Origin of the sequence: Shewanella inventionis, from assembly GCF_019931735.1 — a bacterium.
GTDB lineage: Bacteria > Pseudomonadota > Gammaproteobacteria > Enterobacterales > Shewanellaceae > Shewanella > Shewanella inventionis.
Window position 1 is genome coordinate 3587030 of the sequence record NZ_CP082926.1, and the last position, 13120, is coordinate 3600149.

Genomic DNA, 13120 nt, shown 5'->3' on the forward strand with positions numbered 1-13120 from the left:
TAGACAACACTAGACAATTTAAGGAAATAACATGTCCGTCAGTCGTCAAAAAAAAGTATATTTACCCACTGCCACCCGTAAAAATCAGTACATTACGATTGGGTTCCCATTAACCGACGAATATCTCAACGCTTACAGCGACTTAGAGTCATGCTACGATAGTTTTAGCAAAATAGTATACCAACTGGCAGAAAAACATGAATTGTATAATGTTCATGTTGTTGCTACAGACAAATTGCCTATGGTGCGTTTTCATACTGAAGCATATTGTTTAAATTCAAATGAACAATTGCGTTTCTTTTATAATCCTGCACATCACGAAGCAAACCGATTGCACAGTATTGCGGGCTTTCGCGCGCGTAAACTACGTATTGTCTTTTTAGCCACTGGTAATGACATTCGAAACAATGCTGCAAACTTTCATTCAAAAATTCAGCAATTTACTGCCGACTTAACACCCTTATTACCAGTTAAAGATGTGCCAATTAAAGTGCGCGATCATCAACACATCTCTTACGACTTTTTTGCCAAAGCAAAGGGCTTAAAAGAAACCTATGGTTATAAATTGCGAGCAGTCGATAGCCGCTATCAACGTCGTCACTGTAATTTGCCAGAAAACGTGAGCACATTAAATTACGTTACTATCAATATTCCAGTAGATCGCCGCATCAAAAAACAATTACTGGCTAACGACACCGTTGATTTTGGTTCTGTATACCAAACGGTTTACGATAAATTTATTCAAGCGACAAATAGCAAACAACTCAACCGAGTTGCCATGGTTGCCAATGGTAAATTACCTTTAGTCCGTAACAGTAAATATGAGCAACTCAGCAGCACTGACGAGTTTCAAATGATTGGTTTTGATCCACATGCACAATCACCCGCCCCTATTGGGCATTGGGACAGCAACAAATTAGTAGACGTATTCCGGTTTGTGATTGTGGCAGGTAAAAGCGACGAAACAGATGAAGGTTATGGTCGTTTTATGAACCAGGTAGAAGATGCATTAAGAGTATTTACACAAGAGTTTGACATCGATAAAGAGCATGTTGATGTGATTTTACGCTTCCACCAGCACATCAGTTATAAAGCGCAATAATAACACGCTTATTTAAAGTAAAACGACAGCCTAGGCTGTCGTTTTTATTCATCTAAATCACTATTACACCGATTGATTACGCTCAATAAGCTTGTTCATCACGGCATTTACCGATAATGATGCACCATGGGCGATTTTATCGGCCAGCTTTTTCTTCATTTGATATCTAATTTTGATCACTTGATGGGTATTGGCTAAGTTTAAAATGACGTCATCGCTTGTTGAGATTTCATCAATCAAACCTAAATTAATGGCCTGTTGACCATACCAGTGTTCACCTGTTGCAACTTTTGCGATATCCATGCTTGGACGATAACGACCAACAAACTCTTTAAACAACACGTGGGTTTCTTCTAGCTCTTGTTGAAACTTAGCACGGCCTTCATCGGTGTTTTCGCCAAAAATAGTTAACGTGCGCTTAAAGTCGCCCGCAGTATGTTGTTCGTAATCAATATCATGCTTTTTAAGCAAACGATTAAAGTTAGGCACCTGGGCCACAACCCCAATAGAGCCGACAATAGCAAACGGCGCGGCATACACTTTATTTGCTACGCAGGCCATCATATAACCACCACTTGCTGCGACTTTATCAATACATATAGACAATGGAATGTTTGCTTGGCGTAAGCGGTCAAGCTGGCTAGAGGCAAGGCCGTACCCATGCACCATGCCGCCGCCACTTTCTACATTGACCAACACTTGATCGTCTTTGTCTGCAATGGTCAAAATGGCAGTGACTTCTTCACGTAAGGATGCAACCTCACCAGCGTCAATACTGCCTTTAAAATCAATAACAAAGACTTTCCCTTTTGTCGTATCCGATTTTTCAGCGGCTTTCTCATCAGCTTTGACTTGCTTTTCATACGCTTTAAATTGCTTTTTTGTGAGCAATTCTTGTTTTAAATCATGTTTAAGCTGCATTAGCTCATCAGAGATATCAGTCAGTTGTAACTCACCTTTGTCAGTTTTACCCTTGATACTACTGGCTAATACCATGACCACAATGGCTAGCACAGATAACACTATCGTCACCGCTTTAGCTAAAAATAAGCCATATTCATATAAAAATTCCAAATTTCGCTCCAAAAAAGGGAAAACAAATTAGCGACATTTTAACAGTAATCCACTACAAATAGAGAATAAAAAACCCAGCAAATGCTGGGTTTTATTCAAAAAATCGCATTAATTAGTAAGCATTAGTTACAGCTTTGGATCACATCGTTATTTGAAACCGCAATCGTTGCTTGTCCTGCACCGGCGGTTTTAGCAAAACCAGCAACCTGTGATTGCATCTCTGCCGTTGCAGCAGCTGCCATACCATCAGTTACGCCTTCTACTTCACTTGGGCTCACAATTGAACTGTGATGACCTTTAGAGAAGCGTACAGCACCTGAGCCAGGCATTGTTGAATCAACACAATCTAAACCGATTGCGGTAATTAATGGCTCAGTACCTGATAACGGGAAGTTTGCAACCGTGTTAGGTAACGTTTGATCTGATAAGTTGCTACCATCGCCTACCACTTCAATTAAATGAACAGGTAACTCAGTAGCCGCTAACATGCTTGCATGGTTTATCGGATCCGCTGAGTCAACGGCAGTTTGAACGGCTAGCGCAAACGATGGAATAAAGCCATCGTAAACAGCTTGTACTAAAGCGTCATACTCAGCTGAGCCTTCTTCATAACCAGCGGTGTTTGCTGCTGCTAATAATGCTGCAAACGTGCTAGATGCGGTTACATTGTCAAATAATTGTGGTCCAAATGCCGCAGAACCGGCAAACGCACCAGCTAAGCCGCCAGCTGGAGCAACCAGTGACGTTGCATTGATCACAAAAGGGTTACTTAGTGAAGCGCCTGAAGTTGGGTCAGTTAGGCCTGTGCTTGCGTAAGTAGAGAAGGTTGTACCCACAATACCGCCTAAACTGAGACCTTGTACACTGATCTTAGCGTTATCAAACATTTGACCATCTGCAGGCAATTGCCTTGCCAAACCGGTCAGCAGTAAACGCAGTGCTAAATGATCTAGCGTCGCCTGACGGAAATTATCACGTACAGTTAAGGTACTGGCAATGTTAACAAACACTAACGGATCACCATTGGTAAATGCATTAGGTTGACCAATGAGGTTTCCGTAAGCAGGAGCCGTTGCCGACATTTCATATACGCCATCATCATTGATGTCAAACGAACGCTCACCATGAAGCGGCATATCAATCGAAATAGTCGCCACTCCTGCTGCTGCATAAGTACCTGCATAGGCTAGGTTCATTTCTTTACCACCGCCTAAACCATGCATTGTAATGGTTGTCGGCCAGCCACTGGTCGGCGGTACGAACTCGCCCCCTTGAGCCGCGGTAAAGGCCGCAAGTTTAGCTGCATTAGGCAGTGTAATTTGTACAGGGATGGTTTCATATCCCTTAATTGCTGGAATTGGATTTAAACGAGTCAGGTGTTTTGTCGTATCAGCTGAAGTACCGTCATCTAATTTCCATTGTTTGCCCGCAAGCAAGGCTGGGTTAGCTAACGCCGCTTGTGCATCTACCCCTTGAGCAGTCGCTTGCTCAAAGAAATTGGCCTGGCTTAATGTGCCCGCTTGTAATGCTAACAACACAGATACAGGGCTGTCTCCTTGTGCAAACCAGCGGCCATTTGGCGCGGTTGGCGCGCCATCTACAACAGGGATAACACAGCTAGCTGATGAACAAGTGCCAAAAAACGGTACCCTAATTTCAGCTTTATATACATCAGCCATATCGGCTAATACATAAGCAACACCACTTGCAGCCGTTAACCCTAACGCTTGCGCTGCGGTATAACCCGCTGGAGTAGGTGTTGAAACAAAAGAAGGCTTGTATGGATCGCTTGAAGCCATCAGTAGCTTGGCTGTTTCATAAACATTAGCTACTGACTGAGTGGTAAATAAACCAGAATAAATGATGTCTTCAGAGTCAACACCATGCTCAGCAGCCACGCCTTTCTCATAGCTATTAACTAAGGTTTGTAATAATAGCTGCGTCGCCGTTTCTAATGGTTTGGTTTCAATGTCTAACTTTAACAAATTATACGTGGTGGATGGTGCGATACTGCGCCCTAACGAGTCTTGAATTAGGTTTGTTGCCACATACAGATAAGATTGGATCGGTTTTAATGGCTTGAGTGGTACGATAACAACACTGTTACCAGAAGCTTTAGTGATAAAATCAACACCAAAGGTTAACTCTTCACCCACTTTACAAGCAGAAACTGATGTTGCAGAAGTACATTCTGGATCTGTGGATAACGATCCACCTACCGTGGCTTCAAAAACACGAACAGCGCCAGGTTGAAAAACTGAGGCTGCATCAATAGTTAATGCATTGCCCTGGAGATCATTTGCGAGCTCCATAGTGATTGAAATAGGTGAACTCGTTGACCAACCATCTAAAGCCCCAAGTGCAATTGAAGGATCGGTATAAACGACACCGGTTTCGCCCGGAATAGCCAATGTGCCATCTGTAGTGCCACTAAAGAGTAAATCGTTAGGTAAAGGCAGTTTTCCATTAGCTGGATCAAACTGAACATGTGATAAAGGCACGAGTGGCTCAGCTTTTTCTTTTGCTTCGTTGAAGCTATCACCGCCACATGCCGTTAAACCAAGAGCAGATGTTATTGCAACACCCAAAATGAGTCTTTTCATCTTTTTTCCCCAAATCTTGTTTTAATAATTTTGTTTTCCCCAAGAATTGGTCACAATAGTCCAATCATGCGACCAAAAGGACTTATGTTAGTCCTTAACTATTCTCAAGTTAACGCAAAATTATAGAGTTAGCTACAAGTTTGTTACATACAAATGACCTATTGGTATACAATTATCAATCATTTGTTTCAAACGGTCGTTTATATTTTATCCAGTTCTAGATTTGACGGGCGATTGCGCTTAGAGGAATGAATCAATCATGTTGGAATATCAAGCTGCAAAAGATTTACTTAAAAATAAGATTATCTTGGTAACGGGTGCAGGAGACGGTATTGGTCGTGCGGCCGCGATGGAATTTGCAGAACATGGCGCGACCGTCATTTTACTCGGAAAAACCGTCAAAAAACTCGAAAAAGTGTATGACGACATTGTTAATGCCGGGTACCCAACACCAGCAATAGTACCCCTTGACCTTAAAGGTGCAACAGAACAAAACTACAAAGACATGGCAGAAACGATTGCCGAACAATTTGGTCACTTAGATGGTTTATTACACAATGCTTCTCAACTCGGTGCATTAGGCCCATTTGAACACATTGATTTAACGTCTTTAGAAACCATCATGAAGGTTAACGTTACCGCGCAGGCAATCATGACCAAAGCGTTATTGCCTGTGATGCGTAAAGCGCCAAACGCTTCAATTATCTTTACCTCAAGCAGTGTTGGCCGTAAAGGTCGTGCATACTGGGGCCCCTATGCTTTCTCTAAATTTGCTACAGAAGGCATGATGCAAGTGCTTGCCGATGAATGTGATGGCTCACACGTTAGAGTTAACACCATTAATCCTGGTGCTACACGCACAGAAATGCGAGCAAAAGCCTACCCAGGAGAAGATCCACAAACGCTGAAAACAGCAAAAGACATTATGCCAACCTATCTCTATTTAATGGGTGATGAATCCGTTGGCACCAATGGCCAGGCATTTAATGCACAATCTTAATGATTAATCCCAATAAAAACGGAAGCTAATTGCTTCCGTTTTTATCAATGAGCCTTTGGGTCATCTATTGTTGAGGTTTAATAAAACCATGCTAAAAGCTAATTTGCTTGGCATTTTGACTGACCAGCTTTTCTCCCACGCCTTTCACCATAGTTAACTGCTGTAAACTTTTAAATTTACCGTTTTTTTCACGATACTCAACAATTGCCTGCGCTTTTGCTTCACCAATACCTTTTAGCGATTGAAGCTCTTTTGCGCTAGCGTTGTTTACATTAATCGCGTTATATTTTTCAACTGCTTGGGTTGATTTTTTGGATGTTTCGGCAACGACTTTAGTTTTCACTTGATCAGCGGCCAAAGATGTCGTGCTAAAAAAACAACCCAAGCACATGAGTAACGCAGTTAATGTCGATGATAACTTCATTAGATTCTCCTTAGTTCCTTAATTGGCTGGCATTTTCCTTACTCCATATGCCAACGTACAGATTCAGAACGCTATGTTGTTTCCAAATCGGGGACTAAATGTAGTTAAAAATCATCAGTTGTACATAAAAAACACAATTCGCTATAGCTAATTATTAACGGTTTCTTCTGTTTTAGATTTTTTCTTTGCCATCATCGATGAAGTAAATTGGGTTAGCTCACCTAATAAATGCTGATGAACCTGAGTTAGTTTAGGTTTATTTTTAACGCTAAATGCTATCGGTCGGCAAAGGCTCATTGCTTGATACCCAAGCCTTGCCGTGAGTAAACCACCGCCAAGCCCTTGAGCGATACGAGTAGAGAGTTTCCCTGTCATTTCAACTGATAACAACTGTGTCCCTAAATCAGTTATTACCTCGGTGCTGCCAGCATAAATCACATTAACAATAATACTGCGGATTAGCTTAATTCGGCTCCAGTAGCCAAGTTCGACAGCATAAATGGCCGCCACTTCATTAATCATCTTTTGATTTCGCCACAAAATAATGGCCATATCTATTGCAGCCAAGGGGCTCGCTGCGAGTAATAAAGCAGATTCAGCGGCAAAACGGTTGACGCGTTTTTTCGCTTGTAAATCCCGCTCAGATAACACTATGTCATCAAATAACATGACAATTTCAGCATCGTTATGCTCTGCATTACTAGTACTAATTCCATTTAATTCTGACTGTTTAAAAACTTATAAGCTCGGTTGAGTTTCGACCGGGCGTTATCTACATCAAACATCCAATTAATACTAGCCTTCTCGTTATTCCTGGTTGTTTCCCAAGCCTTAAGAGAAAGCCGCAGATCATTCCACGTGCCAATTCGTCTATCCAAACATTGTCTGTTCATCACGCCTATCTCAATTTCTACCATATTTAACCAACTGGCATGTTTTGGGGTGTAGTGAAATTCAATTTTCTTCAAGATACGCCGAGCTTCTGCTGCTGGATAAGCTTTGTATAAAGAGCCTGGGGAGTGCGTTGTGTAGTTGTCTAAAACCAAGTGGATTTTATCGGCATCAGGATAATGAACATCAACCAAATCCCGCATACACGCTGCAAAGTCTTCTCGTTTCTTGGTTGCTGTTGCTTTAGCATGTCGCCAGCCTCTATGCCTATCGTACATCAGATAGATATTGGCCACATCTTCACGCCGGTATTCGTAATCTTCTTTAGCTAAGTGTCCTGGCGAAGCTAATTTGGGCGGTTTCACATGTGACACCAGTTGTTTCATTGCTTCATCAAAATTAACCACAGGATGTTTTTCATCCGCAGGCATTGCATAAATATCAAGTACCTCTTCCATCTGCGCAATGAAGTCGCTATCTAACTCGCCAATACACCACATCTTCTTTTGCCATGGTTTTAATTCATTGTTTTTAAGCCGTTGACGGACGGTTTCCAGCGATACGCTTTCAAGCTCTGTCAGCGTAATTAATCTGTCTGCGATGAGTGATAATGTCCAGCGAGCGCGGCCATCTGGTGGCTCGCTACAAGCAATGCTAACTAATGTTGCATCATCATTAGCTGAGAGTAATTTGGGTTGCCCTGTTCGTTTTCCTTCGGCGAGTGCGACCTTCAGTCCTTCTTCTACGAAGCGTTTTTTGGTTCGGTAAATAGTAGAGGTACTGGTATTGAGTAACTGGCTGATATCTTTATCACTGTGTTGATGTTGGTTTGCAAGCAACAGTATGTTGGCTCGTTTTAACAAGCGAGCATTGTGTAGGCCCTTGCTTAATAAAGTCTTTAAGGTGTGCAGTTCTTCTTGGGTCAACTCTACAAGGTAAGTGATATTCATGGCATGATACTCTCATCTATCAAAGACGATAATTGATCACAAAGCCTTAAAAATGTCGATCCCCACAGAGAAAAAAATTAATTCCGCATTTAGTGTGAAGCAAGGCCAATACCTTGCTTTCATTTATTATTACAGCAAAGTGAATGGGTATCCGCCAGCTCAGGCTGATATCCAGAAGTACTTTGGTGTTTCAGCCCCAACAGTTCATCAGACAATTTTGAAGTTAGAAACAGACAAATTGATCAGCCGAACGCCGAGAGAAAGTCGTTCTTTGAAAGTATTAATAAAGACCGATGAGCTACCATTGGAATGGTAGCTCAATCGATCATAACTAAATTGAAATGGTACTAGCACGCATATAATGTTGTTTGGCATCATTATTGGGGTACTTAGCTAAAATAGGGGCGATAAATTTAGTTGCCTCCCCCATTTGCATACTTTGTGACAAACGTTGCGCACGAGACTGATGATCTGCCACTTTTTTAAGGTTAACAAGTTTACGCCACTCTTTAATAACACCCACGCTTGCCCACAAGGTCACAATAGACAACACTGTCGCGTAAAAGCCAAACAACCATGGGCTTTGATTAAAGGACTCCACCAGCCCTAACACCGTTTGTACAACAGCAAGTAACCCAAGGCTAGTTAACGATAACACCGCCAATTTTGACCATTTCTTGGGTTTTGCTGGGGTGATAGTGTCTGCCATATTTTCTGGCAATTCAGTTAACACTTGCTCACAAACAAACTCAACCTCATCAAATGATTGCGAAGGCTTGAGAGGTTTTATGGCGCCATTAGATTGCGCATCATCGATAAGATCTGCCTCATTGTAGATCTGCGATTTTTTTAACGCTGAACTGTTATCAGTTTGCTTCATCATAAATGTACACACTCGCTTTAGGTCAATTTATCGCCCAGTAAAAACTCTAAAAGATGGTCAAGACGAATATGTTCAAACGTGGGGTGACTATCGGTAAAATGGCTAATGTTTGGCGGTAAAAAAGCATTAAAATTAAAGCCTTGTTGTTGCCAAAAAGCCGCATCGGGTAAAACGCTTGGCACATCACCTGGGTAAACCGTGATTTGTTTACCATCAAGTCCTGTTCCTTTAACCACTTCTTGTTGCTGACCGTTATCCGTTTTAACCATGCCGTGCTGCGTCGCTTTAATTGCACTTATTGCCATGGTTTCAACTTCGCTGCCTTCAAAATTGGCATAATGCTGGCTGTCTTGCAGCATTGCTGTTAACAGGCTAAGTACATGACTTTGCTGATCACGAGTCACTCGGTCAACCTGGCTTGCTGCAAATAATACTTTATCAATCCGGGGAGAAAACAAACGCTTAATCAAGCTTGATTGACCAAACTGAAAACTTTCCATAATGCTATTAAGTGCGCGCCCCATGTCATTAAATTGTGCCTGACCATGATTGAGTGCGTTTAAACAATCAACTAACACCAATTGACGATCAAAACGTGAAAAGTAATCTCGGTAAAAGGGCTTAACCACTTGAGCAACGTACTCGTCATAGCGACGTTTAAGGACGTGATAATTTGAATCACTTGGACTTGTTGCTAAATCAGAATGCGTTAGTGGGCTTAATGACAACAACGGAAAAAATGTTAATAACGGTGTATTTTCATACTCACCGGGTAGCAACATTCGCCCTGGTTGGGCATGATAAAATCCTTGTACACGAACCAAATCAACTAACAAAGCTTGATACAAATCAGCGATATACTTTAATTGCTGCTCATCTGCCGTCTGTGCTAAATCAAGTTGGCTTAGCGCCGAAGTAAATGGTTCATAACAGGGGGAATGGCTTAAACAAGCCACATTTTGTTGCTGCGATAAACACCAATGAGTGAAATCGTGTTTAAGCATGGGCAAGTCAAGTAACCACTCTCCAGGATAGTCCACTATATCGACATACAAGGTGGCGGTGTCGGTTAATTTGGCCAATATTCCTTGCTCGGGACGATACTTTATGGCTAAACGCAGTTCTGTAATGGTTCTTGTTGAGGCTGGCCATTGTGGGGGCGTTGAATTTAACGCATTCATTGCACCTTGATAATCAAAACTGGCGATATCAAGATCGGGTTGCATCGCTCTGTTAACCCCAATAAGACGATTTTCACGTGCAACTTGCCACAAGGGCAAAGGAGAAGTTTTATTGCCTTTTCCACTGTGCAGTAACTGATTAACTAACCCACTGATAAAGGCTGTTTTACCAGCACCTGAAAGCCCTGTAACAGCCAGTTTAATATGTCTGTCTGTCGTGCGATTCACAATAGATTGAGCGGTTTGGGAGACTTTAAATAAGGAACGATCTAAAAAATTCATGGTGGCTGACAGCTCCTAAAATCAAGGAAGAGCATAAAACAAGGGCGGTAAACCGCCCATTTAGAATCATTAAAGACTATTGATTTCCCGTTTTAAGTCAAAACTGTCTGAGGTGACGTGTTTCTCTAGTCGCTGTAATCGCGCTTCAAGTCCATTAAACTGTCTACTCACATCAAACAAAGCGCGTTTGGCGGGTTCGCCGGCTTGCCATACTTTCTTTTTGACTTCGATGTCTTTGTGATCTTCTTTATAGTCTAGCGCTTGTGGTTTGACATCTAATATCATCCATAGCGCGATATAAATTACAAATACGACCCCGGTTCCACCAAGTAAAAATATCGATACAGCTAACACGCGCACTAACCAGGTTTCAAAGTTAAAGTAATCAGCGATGCCAGAACACACTCCCGCTATTTTACCACTTTTAGGGTTGCGATATAGCGTACGACCATTAGTTGTGCCCATGTTTCGCCCTCCACTCTGGTGAATCAGTGTCTAAAATTGCTTCTAAGGTTTCGATGCGATGGCTCATTTTTTCAGCTTTCGCAATTAAATCATTTAGCTGGCCGAATTCTTCCTCTGTGAGTCCTTGGCTCACTTGTCGCTTACTGCGGTAGTGAAGAATCAACCAAATGGGTGCAACAACAACCAAGAATATGATAATTGGTGCAATAAGAAGATCCATATCCATAACTCACCTCTGAAAAATTATTATGCTTTTGATTTAGGTTGTGACTTTGCGTTTACTTTGGCTTTTAGTGCGGCTAATTCGTCATTAACAGCATCTTCTGCTTCAAGGGCCGCAAATTCATCGGCAAGTGAACCTTTTTTACCTAAATCATATGATTCAACCTGAGCCTCTAGGCCTTCAACACGGCGCTCGTATTGCTCAAACTTCATCATTGCATCATCAATTTTACTTGAGTCGAGCTGCTTTTTCACTTCTAAGCGCGAAGTGGCTGTTTGCTTACGCATAATAATGGTTTTTTGACGAGCTCGGGCATCATTCAATTTTTCTTGAAGCTGTGCAACTTCGTCTTTTAAACGTGCGATGTGCTCTTCAACCACTTGTAATTCCATTTCAAGTGTTTGCAGTAAAGCAACGGTTTTTTGCTTTTCAATTAAGGCCGCTTTTGCTAAGTCTTCACGATCTTTCGATAATGCTAGCTCAGCTTTGTCTTGCCAATCTTGAACTTGTTCTTGAACACGGCTAATACGACGTAACAGTTCTTTTTTCTCAGCCAACACTTTGGCAGAGGTTGAACGTACTTCAACTAACGTGTCTTCCATTTCTTGAATGATAAGGCGAACCATTTTTTCTGGATCTTCGGCTTTATCAAGTATTGCGCTGATATTTGAATTAACGATATCGGCAAAGCGAGAGAAAATTCCCATAATGTATTCCTCAAAAAGTAACGTGGATGTCGCAATAGGTATTACACATTGCGTGCCAACTTTTACAACACTAACAATATCAGTATGTTATATAAATATTTAACTTTTACTTTCAATTATTAACTAAGCCATCTAGTATGATTTTCACCAATTATTAGTCTAATTCACTAACAATTTTGCGAGAAAGCCATTGTGAGTAAACAATTCCAACAAGATAATCTCATCGGTCAATCTAATGCGCTACTTGAAGTATTAGAACATGTGTCTAAAGTTGCGCCGTTATCTAAACCGGTTCTCATTATTGGAGAGCGCGGTACCGGGAAAGAACTCATTGCTGAGCGTCTGCATTATTTATCGGCGCGCTGGGACCAAAGCTTTATTAAACTGAATTGTTCATCGTTAAGTGAAAACTTACTCGAAAGTGAGCTTTTTGGCCATGAGTCTGGTGCATTTACCGGTGCCAAAGGTAAACATGAAGGACGTTTTGAGCGAGCTGATGGCGGTACTCTGTTTTTAGATGAATTGGCTAATACTTCAGGTTTAATCCAGGAAAAATTACTTAGGGTAATTGAGTATGGCGAGTTTGAACGCGTTGGTGGCAGTAAAACCGTACAGTCTGATGTGCGACTTATTTGTGCGGCTAACGAAGATTTACCCGCACTGGCGGATAATGGTGAATTTAGAGCAGACTTATTAGACAGATTAGCATTTGATGTGATCACCTTACCGCCTCTGCGCAGCCGCACTGAAGATATTATGCCATTGGCTGAACATTTTGCAGTGAGTATGGCCAGACAACTTGGCCTTGAATATTTTGGTGGTTTTGGTGCAATCGCGAAAGAGCAACTTATGATGCATGACTGGCCGGGTAATATTCGTGAACTTAAAAACGTGGTGGAGCGCAGCGTGTACCGCGAAGGCTCTGAAGGCCAAGAAATCGATCACATTATCTTAGACCCTTTTGCCTCCCCTTACCGCCCAAAGACACGTGTAAAAACACTCGAACGCCAACTACAGCCCAAAGACGCGCCTGTTGCAACTGAAACAACAGACGACACTCCGCAGCAAGTCTCGCTGACTCACAGCAGCATTGAGTTTCCCATAGACTTTAAAGAATACACTGAAAATGCGGAAATTGACTTGTTACAGCGTGCACTTGCAGAAGGTCAATACAACCAGAAGAAAACCGCTGATTTACTCGGGTTAAGCTACCACCAGCTCAGGGGAATTTTAAAAAAATATAACTTACTCGATAAGTCATAAATGAACTCATGCATCAGCGATTGCTCCGCTTGTATGAACACTGTTAAAATGTTTGTTCATAGTCGATAACAA

The 13120-nt window shown here is 41.8% G+C and carries 13 protein-coding genes and 1 pseudogene; 4 read left to right on the forward strand and 10 right to left on the reverse strand.

Annotation, left to right across the window (positions count from 1 at the left end; all coding sequences use genetic code 11):
• Positions 1-31: 31 nt before the first annotated feature.
• Entirely contained in the window at positions 32-1102 is a 1071-nt protein-coding gene (locus K8B83_RS15990) for a DUF3083 family protein (protein WP_188740420.1), read from the forward strand.
• 63 nt (positions 1103-1165) lie between these two features.
• On the opposite strand, the gene sohB is transcribed toward K8B83_RS15990, so the two are convergent.
• Together sohB and K8B83_RS16000 are read right to left on the reverse strand one after the other, a co-directional pair.
• Complete coding sequence (sohB, locus tag K8B83_RS15995; RefSeq protein WP_223418175.1) at positions 1166-2176, reverse strand: protease SohB; 1011 nt, start codon at positions 2174-2176, stop codon at positions 1166-1168.
• Between the two features lie 122 nt (positions 2177-2298).
• Positions 2299-4779 (reverse strand): VolA/Pla-1 family phospholipase, encoded by a 2481-nt coding sequence (locus K8B83_RS16000; protein WP_223418176.1) that lies wholly within the window; start codon positions 4777-4779, stop codon positions 2299-2301.
• 259 nt (positions 4780-5038) lie between these two features.
• Between K8B83_RS16000 and K8B83_RS16005 the strand changes: the two genes are divergently transcribed.
• Entirely contained in the window at positions 5039-5779 is a 741-nt protein-coding gene (locus K8B83_RS16005; RefSeq protein WP_188739758.1) for a YciK family oxidoreductase, read from the forward strand.
• Positions 5780-5870: 91 nt separating this feature from the next.
• Here K8B83_RS16005 and K8B83_RS16010 read toward each other — a convergent pair whose 3' ends face one another.
• From K8B83_RS16010 to K8B83_RS16020, 3 genes and pseudogenes are all read right to left on the reverse strand, one after another.
• A complete protein-coding gene (locus K8B83_RS16010) occupies positions 5871-6203 on the reverse strand; it encodes a ComEA family DNA-binding protein (RefSeq protein ID WP_223418178.1) in 333 nt (110 codons plus the stop codon).
• A 147-nt stretch (positions 6204-6350) separates the two neighbouring features.
• A pseudogene (locus K8B83_RS16015) lies at positions 6351-6896 on the reverse strand (TIGR01620 family protein); the annotation flags it as partial.
• A 23-nt stretch (positions 6897-6919) separates the two neighbouring features.
• Positions 6920-8044 (reverse strand): IS630 family transposase, encoded by a 1125-nt coding sequence (locus K8B83_RS16020; RefSeq protein WP_223418185.1) that lies wholly within the window; start codon positions 8042-8044, stop codon positions 6920-6922.
• A 52-nt stretch (positions 8045-8096) separates the two neighbouring features.
• Here K8B83_RS16020 and K8B83_RS16025 point away from each other — a divergent pair, with 52 nt between their 5' ends.
• A complete protein-coding gene (locus K8B83_RS16025) occupies positions 8097-8360 on the forward strand; it encodes a LexA family protein (RefSeq protein WP_223418192.1) in 264 nt (87 codons plus the stop codon).
• A 15-nt stretch (positions 8361-8375) separates the two neighbouring features.
• Here the strand turns inward: K8B83_RS16025 and K8B83_RS16030 are convergent, their stop codons facing one another.
• The 5 genes from K8B83_RS16030 to pspA all read right to left on the reverse strand — a co-directional run bounded on the left by K8B83_RS16030 (position 8376) and on the right by pspA (position 11785).
• Positions 8376-8927, reverse strand: a complete 552-nt coding sequence (locus K8B83_RS16030; RefSeq protein WP_223418194.1) for a hypothetical protein — start codon at positions 8925-8927, stop codon at positions 8376-8378.
• A 17-nt stretch (positions 8928-8944) separates the two neighbouring features.
• Positions 8945-10390: a YcjX family GTP-binding protein gene (locus K8B83_RS16035; protein ID WP_223418196.1), complete on the reverse strand. Its 1446-nt coding sequence runs from the start codon at positions 10388-10390 to the stop codon at positions 8945-8947.
• A gap of 69 nt (positions 10391-10459) precedes the next feature.
• The gene (gene pspC / locus K8B83_RS16040; protein ID WP_188739762.1) at positions 10460-10855 is read right to left on the reverse strand and encodes an envelope stress response membrane protein PspC; all 396 of its coding nucleotides are present in this window, start codon (positions 10853-10855) and stop codon (positions 10460-10462) included.
• On the reverse strand, positions 10842-11081 hold the full coding sequence (gene pspB, locus K8B83_RS16045) for an envelope stress response membrane protein PspB (protein ID WP_188739763.1): 240 nt from the start codon (positions 11079-11081) through the stop codon (positions 10842-10844). Before pspB ends, pspC begins: the two co-directional genes overlap by 14 nt.
• A 20-nt stretch (positions 11082-11101) precedes the next feature.
• Entirely contained in the window at positions 11102-11785 is a 684-nt protein-coding gene (pspA, locus tag K8B83_RS16050) for a phage shock protein PspA (RefSeq protein ID WP_188739764.1), read from the reverse strand.
• A gap of 192 nt (positions 11786-11977) precedes the next feature.
• Between pspA and pspF the strand changes: the two genes are divergently transcribed.
• Positions 11978-13048 carry a phage shock protein operon transcriptional activator gene (gene pspF / locus K8B83_RS16055; protein ID WP_188739765.1) on the forward strand — a complete coding sequence of 357 codons (1071 nt, stop codon included), beginning with the start codon at positions 11978-11980 and terminating at the stop codon, positions 13046-13048.
• Positions 13049-13120 lie beyond the last annotated feature (72 nt).